The organism is Pseudomonas sp. S34 (genome assembly GCF_009866745.1).
Taxonomy (GTDB): Bacteria; Pseudomonadota; Gammaproteobacteria; order Pseudomonadales; family Pseudomonadaceae; genus Aquipseudomonas; species Aquipseudomonas jessenii.
The window spans coordinates 80,088-96,163 of record NZ_CP019398.1 but is presented as its reverse complement, the minus strand read 5'-3'; the positions used below and the strand labels follow the sequence as shown (position 1 = coordinate 96,163).

Genomic DNA, 16,076 nt, shown 5'->3' with positions numbered 1-16,076 from the left:
CACAGCGTTTAGCCACACATAGCAAAAGGGCTTCAGAACTCAGTCCTGAAGCCCTTTTTGCTGTTCAGCCTGTGCCGCGCGGCTCTAATTCCACTGTCTCAGGCACTTTACCCTCAGCTGACGCGGGCCTTACGCACGCCTTCGGCCAACGCAGAGCACAGGCTCAGCACGCCATCCACGGCTTGTTCCGGGGAGGTGGCATTGGCGATGTGATCGATCAATGCCGAGCCCACCACAACACCGTCGGCCAGACGCGCGATGGACGCCGCCTGTTCCGGAGTCCGGATACCGAAACCGATGCTGATCGGCAGGTCGGTATGGCGACGCAGACGGGCGACCGCTTCCTCGACGTGTTCCAGCGTGGCAGCGCCGGCGCCGGTCACACCGGCCACCGATACGTAGTAGACGAAGCCGGAGCTGCCGTTGAGAACGGTCGGCAGGCGCACATCGTCGGTGGTTGGCGTGGTCAGGCGAATGAAGTCCAGGCCCGCGGCCTGCGCCGGGTCGCACAGTTCGCCGTTATGCTCTGGCGGCAGGTCGACCACGATCAGGCCGTCAACGCCGGCTTCCTTGGCTTCGGCGATGAAGCGCGGTACGCCGTACATGTGGATCGGGTTGAAGTACCCCATCAGCACCAGCGGTGTTTCGTTGTTGTCCTGGCGGAACTCGCGAACCATTTGCAGAGTTTTCGCCAGATTCTGCTTGGCACCCAACGCACGGATGTTGGCGAGCTGGATTGCCGGGCCGTCAGCCATCGGATCGGTGAAGGGCATGCCCAGTTCGATCACATCGGCGCCAGCCGCCGGCAAGCCCTTGAGGATAGCCAGGGACGTGTCATAGCCCGGGTCGCCGGCTGTCACGAAGGTCACCAGAGCGGCACGGTTCTGTTCCTTGAGTTCGGCAAAACGCGTTTGCAGGCGGCTCATCAGTGTTTCTCCTGCTTTGATTGTTCCATGTGGTGCATCACGGTCTGCATGTCTTTATCGCCACGGCCGGACAGGTTGACCACCATCAGGTGATCCTTTGGCAGGGTCGGGGCGCGCTTGAATACTTCAGCCAGGGCATGGGCGCTTTCCAGGGCAGGGATGATCCCTTCCAGGCGGCAGCACTGGTGGAACGCAGCGAGGGCTTCGTCGTCGGTCACCGAGGTGTACTGAACTCGGCCGATGTCATGCAACCAGGCGTGTTCCGGGCCGATGCCCGGGTAGTCCAGGCCGGCGGAGATCGAGTGGGCATCGATGATCTGGCCATCGTCGTCCTGCAGCAGGAAGGTGCGGTTGCCGTGCAACACACCGGGTACGCCGCCGTTCAAACTGGCCGCATGCTTGCCGGTCTCGATGCCATAGCCGGCGGCTTCAACGCCGATGATCTCGACACTCTTGTCGTCGAGGAACGGGTGGAACAGGCCCATGGCGTTGGAACCACCGCCGATGCACGCCACCAGGCTGTCCGGCAGGCGACCTTCCTGGGCTTGCAGCTGCTCGCGGGTTTCCTTGCCGATCACGGCCTGGAAGTCGCGAACCATCGCCGGGTAAGGATGTGGACCGGCCACGGTACCGATCAGGTAGAAGGTGCTGTCGACGTTGGTCACCCAGTCACGCAGGGCTTCGTTCATCGCGTCTTTCAGCGTGCCGGTACCGGCAACCACCGGGATCACTTCGGCACCCAGCAGCTTCATGCGGAACACGTTGGCCTGCTGACGCTCGATGTCAGTGGTGCCCATGTAGATCACGCAATCCAGACCGAAACGCGCAGCAACAGTGGCCGTGGCCACACCATGCATGCCGGCGCCAGTCTCGGCGATGATGCGCTTCTTGCCCATGCGCCGCGCCAACAGGATCTGGCCGATGCAGTTGTTGATCTTGTGCGCGCCGGTGTGGTTCAGCTCTTCACGCTTGAGGTAGATCTTCGCGCCGCCGCAGAACTCGGTCAGACGCTCGGCGAAGTACAGCGGGCTTGGACGTCCGACGTAGTCGCGCTGGAAGTAGGCCAGTTCTTCCTTGAATGCAGGATCTTCCTTGGCCAACTCATATTCGCGGGCCAGGTCGAGGATCAACGGCATCAGGGTTTCGGCAACGTAGCGGCCGCCGAACGCGCCAAACAGGCCGTTGGCATCAGGGCCGTTGCGCAGATTAGTCTGGGTCATGGGGCGCTCCAGTTGAATGCATGAAGTGATGCATAAAGAGATAGTGGGCTTCACTCTACCCCTGACGCCTCGGCCTGAAAACCGATAAGATCGCCACAACCCGTCAGGAAAACTCACAGATTAAATGAGCCATGACCTTCCTCCGCTGAACGCGCTTCGCGCCTTCGAAGCCACCGCCCGCTTGAACAGCGTCAGTCAGGCGGCCGAACAGCTGCACGTCACCCACGGCGCAGTCAGTCGGCAACTCAAGTTACTTGAAGAACACCTCGGCGTAAGCCTGTTCATCAAGGACGGTCGCGGCTTGAAACTCACAGATGCCGGGTTGCGCCTGCGTGACGCCAGCAGCGAAGCCTTCGAGCGCCTGCGCAGCGTTTGCGCCGAACTCACACAAAGCTCCGCCGATGCGCCATTCGTGCTCGGTTGCTCTGGAAGTCTGCTGGCGCGCTGGTTTATCCCAAGACTGGGGAGACTCAATGCCGACCTGCCGGACTTGCGCTTGCACCTGTCGGCCGGAGAAGGCGATCTGGATCCGCGAAGACCGGGGCTGGATGCCTTGCTCGTATTTGCCGAGCCACCCTGGCCGGCGGACATGCAGGTTTTTGAGCTGGCCAGCGAACGTATCGGCCCGGTCATGAGCCCGCGGTTCGCCGGCTATGAACGGCTCAAGCAGGCGCCGGAAACTGCACTGCTGAACGAACCCTTGCTGCACACCACGTCACGCCCGCAAGCCTGGCCGAACTGGGCGCAACCACGCGGGCTCGACGCCAGGGCGCTGAAGTACGGCCAGGGATTTGAACATTTGTATTACTTGCTGGAAGCCGCCGTCGCAGGTCTGGGCGTAGCAATTGCCCCCGAACCCTTGGTGACGGAGGACTTGAAGGCCGGCCGCCTGGTTGCGCCTTGGGGCTTCAGTGAAACCCCGGCGCAACTGGCGTTGTGGCTACCCAAGCGCGCCGCGGACGGGCGCGCCCGGCAACTGGCGCAGTGGCTCAAGAACGAGCTGCGTCGCGCGGATTAATCACGCTTGCACAACAGATAAGCGGCCAGCAAGCCTAATGCACCCACGGCGACACCAGCTGTTGTCCAAGGATGTTCCTGGGCGTAGTCCCGGGTGGCAATCCCGGTTTCACGGGTTTTGACCTTGACCTCTTCATAGGCATCGCCAAGCAAATGGCGCGAGTGTTTCAACGCATTCTCGGCGTTGCTTTTCAGGGTCTTGAGGGTTTTACGCGACTCGTCCGAGGCGTCGTCCTTCAGGCTTTCCAAAGACTTGAGCAGACTCTCGATCTCGGCTTCCATGCTTTGCAATGAGGCTTTGCGTAACGAGGTGTTGGCCATGGTGGCTCTCCTGCATTGGTGATGAGTGGCGTGTGTTGGTTGGGACTTCATGGGTTCGAGAAAGTGCAGAAAATCTGAACTTCACCCTCAGAACGACCAACAGAAGAAATAGGAAAAATCACTGCTAGTCTGTAATTCACACGCCGAGGAGAACGCCATGTCTGACCATCACACCTACAAGAAAATCGAGCTGATCGGCTCGTCCACCAGCAGTATCGAAGATGCGATCAACAACGCGCTGGCCGAAGCCAGCAAAAGCATCAAGTACATGGAATGGTTTGAAGTGACCGAGACCCGTGGGCACATAAGGGACGGCAAGGCTGCGCACTTTCAAGTGACCTTGAAAGTCGGGTTCCGGATTGCCAGCAGCTGACTTTGGGCTAGTCTTCTGAACTTGCACGCCGGTCGAATGCCATAGGGAATGGCAAAGCACTACATGAGTGCGTCCGGCTGACGGCTGGTTACCCCTATGATCCGACCAGGGAATGCAACCGATGAAGAAGTTTATGTTGGCAGTAGGTTTGTTGAGCCTTGCGGGGAGCGCGTTGGCGGGCGGCAAGCCATGCGAAGAACTGAAAGCCGAAATCGCAGCGAAACTTGATGCCAAGGGCGTTTCCGGTTACTCGCTGGAGATTGTCGACAAAGGTGCCGCTGCCGGCGGGAAAGTTGTTGGCAAATGCGAAGCGGGTGCCAAAGTGATCGTCTATAAAAAGTAGGCAGAATTCCGCCTGAAAAAAAGCCGACACCACGGTGTCGGCTTTTTTACGCCTGCCGTTTGAGTATCAGCCTCGCATGACCTGCGCCAGCAACTCGTAGGAATGCACGCGATCCGAATGTTCGTACAGGTCACAGGTGAAAATCAGCTCGTCAGCCTGGGTCTGTTCGATCAGGACCTCGAGTTTGGCGCGGATTTTCTGCGGGCTGCCGATCATCGCCAGGCCAAGGAAGTCGTGCACGGCATCTTTCTCATGGGGCAGCCACAGGCCGTCCATGGTCTTCACCGGTGGACGCTGTACCAGGCTTTGGCCACGCATCAGGGCGAGAATCCGCTGAAACACCGAGGTCGCCAGGAAATCGGCCTGCTCGTCGGTATCGGCTGCCACCAATGGCACGCCGAGCATCACGTAGGGCTTGTCCAAAACGGCTGACGGCTTGAAGTGATTGCGGTAGACCCGAATCGCTTCATGCATGTAGCGCGGTGCGAAATGCGATGCGAAGGCGTAGGGCAAACCGCGCTCACCGGCCAGTTGCGCACTGAACAGGCTCGATCCCAACAACCAGACCGGCACATTGGTCCCGGTCCCCGGCATGGCGATGATGCGTTGGTCCGGGGTACGTGGCCCAAGGTAGCGCACCAGTTCCGCCACGTCTTCCGGGAAATCGTCGGCGCTGCCGGAGCGTTCGCGGCGCAGCGCACGTGCGGTCATCTGGTCGGAACCGGGGGCACGCCCCAGGCCCAGATCGATCCGGCCCGGATAAAGGCTTTCCAGGGTGCCGAACTGTTCGGCGATCACCAACGGTGCGTGGTTGGGCAACATTACCCCGCCCGAACCGACTCGAATGGTCGACGTGCCACCGGCCAGGTACCCAAGTAGCACCGAAGTCGCGGAACTGGCGATGCCATCCATGTTGTGGTGCTCAGCCACCCAGAAGCGGTTGTAACCGAACTTCTCGACATGCTGCGCCAGGTCCAGCGAGTTGCGCAGCGATTGGGCCGCGCTGCCGTTCTCGCGCACGGGCACCAGATCGAGGGTCGAGAACTTGATATCGGACAGTCGTTTCATAAACCTGCTTCTCCAATTGAGGGCGCAGGTTTGTTCTTGCGAACGCAAACCTGCCGAATCCAAAAGCGTATTCATGCAATGTGGGCATATACCCGAGTTTCAATAGCCCGGTAAAAAATCCCGCGAAAAAAGCAGATTGATCGGACGTGATGAACTTTGCGCCACTGTCTATCCTCACAACCCTGGCAAGTGAAAACCACGAAGGCGCGACGTTTCGCGCCAATCTTGAGGTGACAGGCATGGCTATCGTTAAGAAAGCATCGGCCCATTGGGAAGGTGATCTGAAAACCGGCATCGGCTCGATTTCCACAGAAACCGGCGTGCTCCGGGAAGCTCCCTATGGCTTCAAGGCGCGCTTCGAGGGCGGCCGGGGCACCAACCCGGAAGAGTTGATCGGCGCGGCCCACGCCGGCTGTTTCTCCATGGCGTTTTCCATGATTCTCGGTGATGCCGGCCTGAAGGCCGATAGCATCGACACCCAGGCAGAAGTCACTCTGGATCAAGTGGACGGCGGTTTTGCGATCACCGCAGTGAAATTGATTCTGAAAGCGAAAATCCCCGGGGCGACGCAGGCGCAGTTCGAAGAACTCAGCAACAAGGCCAAAGAGGGTTGCCCGGTATCCAAAGTGTTGAATGCGAAGATCAGCCTGGAGGCAACATTGGTCGGCTAGATTTTAATTGAAACGAAAAGATCGCAGCCTTGCGCAACCTGCCGGGATTATTTGGCAAAAGGTGCTCAAGGCTGCGATCTTTTTTGCGTCGCGACAGACTCGCCCGCTAAAACTGTGGTCGAATAAATGACAGCAGCGAAAACCACGATTGTGCGTGCTGCCTCAAAGGAGCTTCAACCATGAAACGTTTTGCCTTGGCGGTTATCTGTTGCGCACTGGCCACTTCGGCCTTGGCGGCACCGAAACCCTGCGAAGAGCTCAAGGCCGAGATCGAAGCCAAGATCCAGGCCAGCGGCGTATCCTCCTACACGCTTGAAATCGTCACCAACGACGAGGTCCATGACCAGAACATGGTTGTGGGCTCGTGCGAAAACGGCACCAAGAAAATCATCTACCAGAAAAACGACCGCTGACGGCTCACATCAGGCAGTAGGATTCCCGGTCTTCAGCAACGATTTCGCGCTTGGCATTGTACAGCCGGGCACCGGGGGTAAAGGCGATGGAGCGGCCTTCGAGCACATAACGCTGACCGGCTTCGAAATGATCGTAATTGATGGTCAGGTAGCACAGCCGTTCCGAGGGGCCTCCCATCATCCCCAATCCGCCACCGGGTACTTCAAAGTCGAAACGCACGATCAGTTCATGGCTTCCCGGCGTGACCTCGAAAAAACGCCCGTCGCGCAGGCGTTGTTTATCCAGTCGTTCGGCCATCAACAACTTGTCGTTAGGGAAGGGCGTCGAGAATTCGACCCAGGCCATCTGTGGATTGGGTGTCGGCATCGGGCTTTGGCAGCCCGCGACAACACCGACGGCGAGTAACAGCATCAACCTGCGCATGATGGATGTCCCAAGGGATATGCATCCAGCATAACGCCGATCAGGTGTGTTGACAGCCTGCCGGTGTGCCTTGGCCAATCACTTTGCGCTGTTGATCGTAGAGTTTCGCCCAAGGCCGAAAACCGATGTTCCCCGCCTGTAGTTGATAACGCTCACCCGCGTTGAAGTCGCTGAATTTCACGCTCAACTGACAATCGCGCCACAACGGCTCGGCGTCCGGGCCGATATTGGTGGGCTGGACTGCGAATTGGTAGCGGACCGTCAACTCATGGCTACCGGGATGAACCTGGAAATAGCGTTTATCGTCAGTGATTTTGTCATCGACCTCCAGCGCCTGCAGCGCCGTATCTTCCTGCTTCGAATCAAGGTCGATCCAGGCTTGCGCAGGATCATGGCGGGGTATTCCGAAACCAGCACAGCCGGCCAGCATCAGCAGGCCTCCTGACAGTATCAACATGCGCATAGCGGAGCTCCAGTCTGGCGGGATAGTCTTGTGGAAAGACTCTCCAAGGAAGAATTATTGTGATCAGGCCGCTTCCTAGCCTTGGGTTACTTGATCGCGTTTTTCGCGTTTTGTTTCCGAGCCTGCTGTTTTTGTTGCTCAACGGCTGCACCAGCACCAGCTATTACAGCCAACTGGCCAGCGGCCAACTGCAGTTGCTGCGGGCGAGGGAGCCTGTTTCCAGCGTGATTGCCGACCCGGCGCGCGATCAAAAACTGCGTACACACCTGGAGCAATCGCAAAAGGCCCGAACCTTCGCCAGCCAGCAATTGCACCTGCCGGACAACCAGAGCTACCGCCTGTACGCGGACATTGGGCGCCCCTTCGTCGTCTGGAATGTCTTCGCCACACCGGAATTTTCCCTCAAGCCCGTAAACCACTGCTTCCCCATCGCCGGTTGTGTGGCTTATCGCGGTTACTACAGCCAGAGCGCAGCCCGCGGCGAAGCGGCCTTGCAACGCTTGCAAGGCATGGACGTGTCGATTGGCGGCGTCGAGGCCTATTCGACACTTGGCTGGTTCAACGACCCGATCATCAGTTCGATGATGGGCTGGGGGGATGAGCGACTGGCCACGCTGATCTTTCACGAGCTCGCCCATCAGCGTTTCTATGTGAAGGACGACACGGAGTTCAACGAATCCTTCGCCACCTTCGTCGAGCAGGAAGGTACTCGCCAATGGCGCGCCTACCGCCACATGCCACCGGATAACAATGCGCAGGCACGTCAGCGCGACCAGTTCACTGAGCTGGTACTCAAGACCCGCACCCGACTGGAAAAGCTCTACACCTTGCCGTTGCCAACCGAACAGATGCGCCAGCGCAAGGCGGCCGAGTTCGAACGCTTGCGCAGCGAATACCGGCAGTTGCGTGACAGTCAGTGGGCCGCAGACAAACGCTACGACGCGTGGATTCATGCCCCCATGAACAACGCCCGGTTATTGCCGTTTGGTTTGTACGACCAATGGGTGCCGGCTTTTGCCGCGCTGTTCCATCAGGAGGGTGGCGACTGGCTCAGATTTTACACCGCCGTGGAAAAGCTCGGCGCCTTGCCGACGGGCGAGCGCAAGGCCGCGCTGAAAGTGTTGGCTGGCGGGGCCGATCAACCAAAGAACCAGTAGCAAACCCCGATAGCACCCAGCACCCCGGCAAGCTCTGCCAGCAATGCGCAGCCAACCGCATGGCGTGCGCGCTGGATGCCCACGGCACCGAAGTACACCGCCAGCACATAGAACGTCGTTTCGGTACTGCCCTGGATTGTTGCTGCCACCAGCGCCGGGAAGCTGTCCACGCCCGAGGTCTTCATGGTTTCAATCAGCATCGCCCGGGCGGCGCTTCCCGAGAAGGGTTTGACCATCGCCGTCGGCAGCGCATCGACGAAACGCGTGTCCCAACCGGCCCATTCCACCAGATGACGGATCCCGTCCAGACCGAAGTCCAGTGCCCCGGATGCCCGCAGGACACCCACCGCGCAGAGCATCGCCACCAGGTAGGGCAGCAAGTTTTTGGCGACATCGAAACCCTCTTTGGCACCTTCAACGAAGGCCTCGTAGACCTTCACTTGGCGCAGCGCGCCGATCACTAAAAACAGCATGATCAGGCCAAACAGCGTCAAGTTGCCGAGGATCGATGACAGGCCGGCCAGAGCGGTCGCCGAAAGGGTCGCCAGCAACGCCATGAAGCCACCGAGGGCGAGGGCGCCGGGGATCAGGTAGGCCAGCACCACGGGGTCCCAGACGCGCAGGCGCTGCATGAACGCCACCGACAGGAAGCCGACAATGGTCGAGCAACTGGTCGCCAGCAGGATCGGCAGGAACACTAGCGTCGGGTCCGGCGCACCTTGCTGGGCGCGATACATGAAGATGGTCACCGGCAGCAGGGTCAGCGAGGAGGCGTTGAGCACCAGGAACAGGATCTGTGCATTGCTGGCGACGGTAGCGCTGGGATTGAGCTCCTGCAGTGCCTTCATGGCCTTGAGGCCGATCGGTGTGGCGGCGTTGTCCAGGCCCAGGCCGTTGGCCGCGAAGTTAAGGGTGATCAGGCCGATGGCTGGATGACCCGGCGGGACTTCAGGCATCAGGCGCAAAAACAGTGGCCCCAGGGCCCTTGCCAGCCATTCGACGATCCCGGCTTTCTCGGCAATGCGCAGAAAACCCAGCCAGAGGGTCAGGGTGCCGAACAGCAGCACCATGACTTCGACCGACAGCTTGGCCATGGCAAAAATGCTTTCCACCATCGCCGCGAATATCCCGGCGTTGCCACCGATCAGCCACTGGGCCAGCGCCGATACAGCTGCCACGATGAAGAAGCCAAGCCACAGGCCATTGAGCATCAGTCAAATCCCCCCAAAAGATCCGCGAATGATAGCGGGGTAGCCAGAAACGACAAACCCCGGATTTCTCCGGGGTTTGTTGTAGGAGCGAGCTTGCTCGCGATGGACGTCAATGATGATGCGGGCATTCTGGATAAGCCCGGTGCTCCTGCCACCATCGCGAGCAAGCTCGCTCCCACAGGTTTTGCATCAATTGCTGGAGGTTTCACCCGCCGGCAGTTTTTCCTTGCTGCGCCAGTGCGGCAGGGAGTTCCAGTAGCGCAGGCCCTTGGCGTCGTCGTACATGCCTTCCCAACGAGCGATAACCAGAACGGCCAGGGCGTTGCCGATCACGTTCAGTGCGGTACGAGCCATGTCCATGACGCGGTCGACACCAGCGATGAACGCCAGGCCTTCCAGTGGAATACCGACGCTGCCCAGGGTGGCCAGCAGTACCACGAAGGACACGCCCGGTACGCCGGCGATGCCTTTGGAGGTGACCATCAACGTCAGTACCAGCAGCAGTTGCTGGCTGATCGACAGGTCGATGCCATACAGCTGGGCAATGAAGATCGCCGCGATGCTTTGGTACAGGGTCGAACCGTCGAGGTTGAACGAATAACCGGTCGGCACCACGAAACTGCAAATGGCTTTCGGCGCGCCGTAGGCTTCCATCTTCTCAATCACGCGCGGCAGCACGGTTTCGGAGCTCGCGGTGGAGTAGGCCAGTACCAGCTCATCCTTGAAGATGCGCATCAGCTTGATCACCGAGAAGCCGAACAGGCGAGCGATCAGGCCCAGGATCACGAAAGCGAAGAAGGCGATGGCGACGTAAACCAGGATCACCAGTTTGGCCAGCGGTATCAGCGACGCGAAGCCGAAGTTGGCAACGGTCACCGCGATCAGTGCGAACACGCCGATCGGGGCGTAGTTCATGATCATGTGAGTGACCTTGAACATGCTTTCCGATACGCCCTGGAACATCTTCACCAGCGGCTCGCGAAGGTCCGCCTGCAGGCTCGACAAACCGAGACCGAACAATACAGAGAAGAAGATGATCGGCAGCATTTCGCCGCGAACCATGGCCGCAAAGATGTTCGACGGGATCAGGTTGAGGATGGTTTCGATGAACGCATGTTCATGCTGAACCTCGGCCGCCGTGGCCTGGTACTTGGAAATGTCCACAGTGCCCAGGGTGCTCATGTCGATGCCGGCACCCGGATGGAACAGGTTGGCCAGCAGCAGACCGACCACGATGGCGATGGTGGTGACGATTTCGAAGTAGATGATGGTCTTGAAGCCGATGCGCCCCAGCTTCTTGGCGTCACCGACGCCGGCAATGCCGACGATCAAAGAGGAAATGACGATCGGGATCACGATCATCTTGATCAGACGGATAAAGATATCGCCTGCCGGTTGCAGGACGTTGCTGATCCACCAGGCTTTTTCGGCACTGAAATGGTTGAGCAGCGCACCGATTGCAATCCCCAATACCAGACCGATGAGGATCTGCCAGGCGAGGCTAAGCTTTGCCTTCTTCATATCTTTACCCTTACTTGTTGTTTGACTCAGGGAGATGCGCGAACTGGAACGCTTGTGGCGAAAAAGTCCAGTGCATCTGCCCCCCGTATAAGGTGCCCCGGAACGCGTGTTTACGGCTCTCTGGCAGGCGAAAAAAGGCGCAACTATTCCGATGCAAGGAAGCGCCGTCTAATGCCGTAAACGCCTACCCTATGCCGAATCGGCATGAGGTTTTTTTACCGAAACGCGCGTCCCAACCGGTTCGAATACGACATTTCGGCAGGTATAAGTGCCGTGAACCGGCCATCACAGAGCAGATTGAGTATTTTTCGAGCAGTGGCCGAGCGTTGATTTTTCAGCAAAATCGCGCAGGACGAAGGGAAAAATCGCGGCCAAAGAAAGGTGATTTTTCTCGATATACGGTCGCAGATGAAACACCGGGAAAAGTATTTTCCGACGTAACACGGACAAGGACGGGATAACACTGATGAAATCGAGACGAGCGCTCTATTTCAATGTGTTGCTTGATCAAGCCCTTGGCAAGTCCGTCGAGCCTTGGCGGTCCGACGAACTTGCGCAGCAGCTTTTCCTGACCCGGCCCTTGCGCAGGTACTCCCTGTACCCGTAGGTCACTCCGCCCCTGAAACAGGCAGAACGTCCCGACCCCTTGGTCATGCGCCGGCCTTCCTCAGGTGGCGCAGGTAGAAAGAGGCGCTGGCCTCCTTCGTGTACAAATTCTGTTCTATCGGCAGGCCCTGAATGGGCCTCAGGCATGTCGGGAAAACGCCAGCCCGCATGCCATGGCACTACCGCCCAACAGCAGGGCGGCTGCCAGTGTCTTGAACAACGCTCTCATATCAGCCTCGACCGCGACGGCCAAAGAAGAAGGAGGCAATGAACATCACCAGGAACACGACAAACAGAATCTTGGCGATACCCGTGGCGGTGCCCGCGATACCACCGAAGCCCAGTACCGCGGCGATGATGGCAATGATCAGGAATGTGATTGCCCAGCTCAACATGGTGATTCTCCTTACGCTTGTGTTTAGAGGTGCTGCGTTTTCCCGGCGCATGGGGTGCGGCGGAAGTTTTGCCTAGAACACCCAACGCTCTTGATGACGTATCTCACCCACAGGCCCGGCCTGGTCGACATCCATCATGCGCATCGGTGGGCTATCGGCCTGACTGCTGCTGACAGCGCTGAAATGGGTTTGGACCGGATGCGGAATCGACAGGAATGGCACTTCCGGCTGCCGGCTCTGCTCCCAGCGCAGAAACTGCTGGCCGCCGATCAGGGTGATCAACAGCGCCAGAACCGCAAACAGTCCTTGCTGGATATACACAGGCGAGAGGTGCAGGTTGGCGACACGTTGACGGTTCATCCTGGATCTCCTGCCACTGGGGGCGGTATTCGATAGCGGGCGCTTGTTTTTGAATGCCTTGGTTAACCAGAAGATTGCAGAGCGCATGCCAGCTTTGATTAGAACTAATTTCCTTTAATATCAATATGTTATTAACTACAAAGAAACCACTTCGCGCGCATCCTGCACGATGTCCCTTGTGCAATCGTGCGTATTGCACGACTGGTTTGAGGGAAGGCGTAAATTTTTTGAATTGAGAGGAGGGTGCGCAGGTCAGAAATTCACGCTGGCCGCTGTCAGAAACCGGGTATCTATTAAAGGACCCGCAAAATCAGGTGGCTAACCAATGCATTGGATGAGAGCTACCCTGCCATGACAGGAATGGCTCAGAATCAATCATGCAACTTGCCCGATTTCTCCGGGACTAAATTAAGATCATTCATTAAGGAGCGTAGGAAAATGGAATCCGCCACTGAGCATCAAGGCCGCATTCTGCTGGTGGATGACGAATCCGCCATCCTGCGTACTTTCCGTTATTGCCTTGAAGACGAAGGCTACAGCGTGGCCACCGCCACCAGCGCCGCGCAGGCAGAAGCCCTGTTGCAACGACAGGTCTTCGACCTGTGCTTCCTCGACTTGCGCCTGGGTGAAGACAACGGCCTCGATGTGCTGGCCCAGATGCGTATCCAGGCGCCCTGGATGCGGGTGGTGATCGTCACTGCGCACTCTGCCGTCGACACGGCGGTGGATGCGATTCAGGCTGGCGCCGCCGACTATCTGGTCAAACCGTGCAGCCCTGATCAATTGCGGCTGGCAACCGCCAAGCAACTGGAAGTGCGGCAATTGTCGGCGCGACTGGAAGCCCTGGAAGGCGAGGTACGCAAGCCCATGGATGGTCTGGACTCCCACAGCCCGGCCATGAAAGTGGTACTCGAAACCGCCCGCCAGGTTGCCACGACCGATGCCAATATCCTGATTCTGGGTGAATCCGGTACCGGCAAGGGCGAACTGTCCCAAGCCATTCACGGCTGGAGCAAACGCGCGAAGAAATCCTGCGTCACGATCAACTGCCCGTCGCTGACCGCCGAGCTCATGGAAAGCGAACTCTTCGGCCACAGCCGCGGCGCCTTCACCGGCGCCAGCGAAAGCACCTTGGGCCGAGTCAACCAAGCTGACGGCGGAACGCTGTTTCTCGACGAGATCGGCGACTTTCCCCTGACATTGCAGCCGAAGTTGCTGCGTTTTATTCAGGACAAGGAATATGAGCGCGTCGGTGATCCGGTGACCCGCCGTGCCGATGTGCGCATCCTTGCGGCCACCAACCTCAACCTTGAGGACATGGTGCGCGACGGTCGTTTCCGTGAAGACCTGCTCTATCGCCTGAATGTCATTACCTTGCACCTGCCACCGCTACGCGAACGCCGCGAAGATATTCTCAACCTGGCCGACCGTTTCCTGGCGCGCTTCGTCAAGGAGTACGCCCGTCCCGCGCGCGTCTTCAGCGACGAGGCCCGGGAAGCACTGCTGGGCTATCGCTGGCCGGGCAACATCCGTGAACTGCGCAACGTGATCGAACGGGCGAGCATCATCTGTCCGCAGGAGCGGGTCGAGATCAGTCATCTGGGCATGGCTGAAACCCCGGTCAACAATGCACCGCGCATCGGCGCGGCACTGAGCCTGGATGAGCTGGAGAAGGCCCACATCGGCGCGGTCCTCGCCACCGCCGATACCCTGGATCAAGCGGCGAAAACCCTGGGCATCGATGCCTCGACGCTGTACCGCAAACGCAAGCAGTACAACTTGTGAGCAATCGCCGATGAAACTGGCGATGAAATTGCGGACCCGGCTTTTCCTGAGCATCTCCGCACTGATCACCGTCGCGTTGCTCGGGCTCTTGCTCGGGCTGGTCAGCGTGATGCAGATGGCCGGCAGCCAGGAAGCACTGATTCGCAGTAACTTCATCACCCTGGACCTGGGGCTCAAGCTGCGTCAGACCCTGGGTGATCAACTGATCATCATGCTCAGCGAGAAGCCTGACTCCGCCGCTTTCGCTGCCTCGAAGCAGCGTTACTTCGAACTGCTGGAGGAGGGCATCGCCCAGGAACCGGAGGAAACCGCAAGCGAGCACGGTTTCAGAAAAGCCAAGGCCGACTACGAGCGTTTTATCCAGGCTTATGAAGCGTCCCCGGACCCGTCGAAGGTGCTCAGCAGCCACGACAACCTGACGGAAAAATTCAATGCGCTACGCAATGGCCTGATTGCCGAGCACAAGCGCGCGCTTGATAACATCAGCGATACCGAGCGCCAGGCCCGGGAGCAGGCGCTGCTGTTTGCCGGGTTGCTTGGCCTGGTGGGGCTGGCGGTGCTGATCATCGGCTTCGTGACCGCACAAGCCATCGCCCGGCGTTTCGGGGAGCCCATCGAGGCCTTGGCCAAGGCGGCGGACAATATCGGCCAAGGCAATTTCGATGTCACCCTGCCGATTTCTTCGGCGGTGGAACTGAACCAGCTGACCCGGCGTTTCGGGATCATGGCCCAGGCGCTGCGTGAACATCAGGCCACCAACGTAGATGAGCTGCTGGCCGGTCAGCAGCGCTTGCAGGCCGTGCTCGACAGCATCGACGACGGACTGCTGATGATCGACCGTCAGGGCCATCTGGAACACCTTAACCCTGTAGCCCAGCGTCAGTTGGGCTGGGAGTCCGATCGTCTGGGTCAGGGGCTGGGTACGGCGCTGGAGCGCCCCGAGCTCGATGAGCAGCTGCAACTGGTGCTGCGCGGCGGCACGCTGGAGCGGGCGCCGGAAGACTTGAGTGTCGAAGTCGATGGCGAGTCGAGACTGCTGACCTACAGCCTGACCCCGGTCAGCCATACCCAGGGCCATATTCTGGGTGCCGTGATGGTGCTGCATGACGTCACGGAGCAACGAGCGTTCGAACGGGTACGCAGCGAATTCGTATTGCGAGCCTCCCATGAATTGCGCACACCGGTCACCGGCATGCACATGGCCTTCGGATTGTTCCGTGAGCGCGCTCACTTTGCCCCGGATTCCCGGGAAACCGACCTGCTCGATACCGTTAACGAAGAGATGCAGCGGCTGATGCAGTTGATCAATGACCTGCTGAATTTCTCCCGTTACCAGAACGGTTTGCAGAAACTCACCCTGACGCCGTGTTCCATCGAGGCGTTGCTGGAACAGGCTCGGTCACGTTTTGCCACATCGGCCGAAGAGAAGGAAATCAATCTGCTGGTGGAAGTGCAGGGGCCTTTGCCGCGGTTGCAGGCCGACCAGCCACAACTGGAGCGGGTACTCGACAATTTGCTCGACAACGCCTTGCGTCACACTGGCTCCGGCGGGCGGATACGCTTGCAGGCCCGGCGTCACGGTGACCGGGTCATCATCAGTGTCGAGGACAACGGCGAAGGTATTGCCTACGGTCAGCAGGGGCGGATCTTCGAGCCCTTCGTGCAGGTTGGACGCAAGAAGGGCGGGGCCGGGCTCGGCTTGGCCTTGTGCAAGGAAATCGTGCAATTGCATGGCGGACGGATGGGTGTCTATTCACGGCCGGGGCAAGGTACTCAGTTCTACATGACGCTGACCGTTTAGG

Annotated in this window: 18 protein-coding genes; 8 read left to right on the top strand and 10 right to left on the bottom strand. The window is 59.1% G+C overall.

What is annotated here, in order from left to right; genetic code table 11:
* Nucleotides 1-113: 113 nt before the first annotated feature.
* Together trpA and trpB are read right to left on the bottom strand one after the other, a co-directional pair.
* A complete protein-coding gene (gene trpA / locus PspS34_RS00485) occupies nt 114-926 on the bottom strand; it encodes a tryptophan synthase subunit alpha (protein ID WP_015092933.1) in 813 nt (270 codons plus the stop codon).
* The gene (trpB, locus tag PspS34_RS00480) at nt 926-2,146 is read right to left on the bottom strand and encodes a tryptophan synthase subunit beta (RefSeq protein WP_008002146.1); all 1,221 of its coding nucleotides are present in this window, start codon (nt 2,144-2,146) and stop codon (nt 926-928) included. The genes trpA and trpB overlap by 1 nt, the downstream gene beginning before the upstream one ends.
* A gap of 124 nt (nt 2,147-2,270) precedes the next feature.
* Here trpB and PspS34_RS00475 point away from each other — a divergent pair, with 124 nt between their 5' ends.
* A complete protein-coding gene (locus PspS34_RS00475) occupies nt 2,271-3,164 on the top strand; it encodes a LysR family transcriptional regulator (protein ID WP_102669545.1) in 894 nt (297 codons plus the stop codon).
* Here PspS34_RS00475 and PspS34_RS00470 read toward each other — a convergent pair.
* Nucleotides 3,161-3,484 (bottom strand): DUF883 family protein, encoded by a 324-nt coding sequence (locus PspS34_RS00470; protein ID WP_057712578.1) that lies wholly within the window; start codon nt 3,482-3,484, stop codon nt 3,161-3,163. The two genes, PspS34_RS00475 and PspS34_RS00470, sit on opposite strands and share 4 nt — an antisense overlap.
* A gap of 157 nt (nt 3,485-3,641) precedes the next feature.
* Between PspS34_RS00470 and PspS34_RS00465 the strand changes: the two genes are divergently transcribed.
* Together PspS34_RS00465 and PspS34_RS00460 are read left to right on the top strand one after the other, a co-directional pair.
* Nucleotides 3,642-3,857, top strand: coding sequence for a dodecin (locus tag PspS34_RS00465; protein ID WP_057712579.1), 216 nt, complete (start codon nt 3,642-3,644; stop codon nt 3,855-3,857).
* 121 nt (nt 3,858-3,978) lie between these two features.
* Nucleotides 3,979-4,200 carry a DUF1161 domain-containing protein gene (locus PspS34_RS00460; RefSeq protein ID WP_008045869.1) on the top strand — a complete coding sequence of 74 codons (222 nt, stop codon included), beginning with the start codon at nt 3,979-3,981 and terminating at the stop codon, nt 4,198-4,200.
* A gap of 66 nt (nt 4,201-4,266) precedes the next feature.
* On the opposite strand, the gene PspS34_RS00455 is transcribed toward PspS34_RS00460, so the two are convergent.
* On the bottom strand, nt 4,267-5,268 hold the full coding sequence (locus PspS34_RS00455; RefSeq protein ID WP_150812635.1) for an LLM class flavin-dependent oxidoreductase: 1,002 nt from the start codon (nt 5,266-5,268) through the stop codon (nt 4,267-4,269).
* A 239-nt stretch (nt 5,269-5,507) separates the two neighbouring features.
* Between PspS34_RS00455 and PspS34_RS00450 the strand changes: the two genes are divergently transcribed.
* Complete coding sequence (locus PspS34_RS00450) at nt 5,508-5,939, top strand: OsmC family protein (protein WP_090452349.1); 432 nt, start codon at nt 5,508-5,510, stop codon at nt 5,937-5,939.
* Nucleotides 5,940-6,118: 179 nt separating this feature from the next.
* The gene (locus PspS34_RS00445) at nt 6,119-6,352 is read left to right on the top strand and encodes a DUF1161 domain-containing protein (RefSeq protein WP_057712581.1); all 234 of its coding nucleotides are present in this window, start codon (nt 6,119-6,121) and stop codon (nt 6,350-6,352) included.
* 4 nt (nt 6,353-6,356) lie between these two features.
* Here the strand turns inward: PspS34_RS00445 and PspS34_RS00440 are convergent, their stop codons facing one another.
* Together PspS34_RS00440 and PspS34_RS00435 are read right to left on the bottom strand one after the other, a co-directional pair.
* A complete protein-coding gene (locus PspS34_RS00440; RefSeq protein ID WP_057712582.1) occupies nt 6,357-6,776 on the bottom strand; it encodes a hypothetical protein in 420 nt (139 codons plus the stop codon).
* Nucleotides 6,777-6,816: 40 nt separating this feature from the next.
* Nucleotides 6,817-7,239, bottom strand: a complete 423-nt coding sequence (locus PspS34_RS00435; RefSeq protein WP_090452343.1) for a hypothetical protein — start codon at nt 7,237-7,239, stop codon at nt 6,817-6,819.
* A 59-nt stretch (nt 7,240-7,298) separates the two neighbouring features.
* On the opposite strand from PspS34_RS00435, the gene PspS34_RS00430 reads away from it, so the two are divergent.
* Nucleotides 7,299-8,396, top strand: coding sequence for an aminopeptidase (locus PspS34_RS00430; protein ID WP_150812636.1), 1,098 nt, complete (start codon nt 7,299-7,301; stop codon nt 8,394-8,396).
* On the opposite strand, the gene PspS34_RS00425 is transcribed toward PspS34_RS00430, so the two are convergent.
* The 4 genes from PspS34_RS00425 to PspS34_RS00410 all read right to left on the bottom strand — a co-directional run bounded on the left by PspS34_RS00425 (nt 8,378) and on the right by PspS34_RS00410 (nt 12,489).
* Nucleotides 8,378-9,607: a spore maturation protein gene (locus tag PspS34_RS00425; protein ID WP_057712585.1), complete on the bottom strand. Its 1,230-nt coding sequence runs from the start codon at nt 9,605-9,607 to the stop codon at nt 8,378-8,380. The genes PspS34_RS00430 and PspS34_RS00425 overlap by 19 nt on opposite strands.
* A 189-nt stretch (nt 9,608-9,796) precedes the next feature.
* Nucleotides 9,797-11,128 (bottom strand): glutamate/aspartate:proton symporter GltP, encoded by a 1,332-nt coding sequence (gltP, locus tag PspS34_RS00420; protein WP_154860824.1) that lies wholly within the window; start codon nt 11,126-11,128, stop codon nt 9,797-9,799.
* Between the two features lie 836 nt (nt 11,129-11,964).
* On the bottom strand, nt 11,965-12,129 hold the full coding sequence (locus PspS34_RS00415) for a DUF1328 domain-containing protein (protein ID WP_003177151.1): 165 nt from the start codon (nt 12,127-12,129) through the stop codon (nt 11,965-11,967).
* 72 nt (nt 12,130-12,201) lie between these two features.
* Nucleotides 12,202-12,489, bottom strand: coding sequence for a hypothetical protein (locus PspS34_RS00410; RefSeq protein ID WP_102669537.1), 288 nt, complete (start codon nt 12,487-12,489; stop codon nt 12,202-12,204).
* Between the two features lie 438 nt (nt 12,490-12,927).
* Here PspS34_RS00410 and algB point away from each other — a divergent pair, with 438 nt between their 5' ends.
* On the top strand, nt 12,928-14,274 hold the full coding sequence (algB, locus tag PspS34_RS00405) for a sigma-54-dependent response regulator transcription factor AlgB (RefSeq protein ID WP_057712588.1): 1,347 nt from the start codon (nt 12,928-12,930) through the stop codon (nt 14,272-14,274).
* A gap of 10 nt (nt 14,275-14,284) precedes the next feature.
* A complete protein-coding gene (locus PspS34_RS00400) occupies nt 14,285-16,075 on the top strand; it encodes a KinB sensor domain-containing domain (RefSeq protein ID WP_154860825.1) in 1,791 nt (596 codons plus the stop codon).
* Nucleotide 16,076 lies beyond the last annotated feature (1 nt).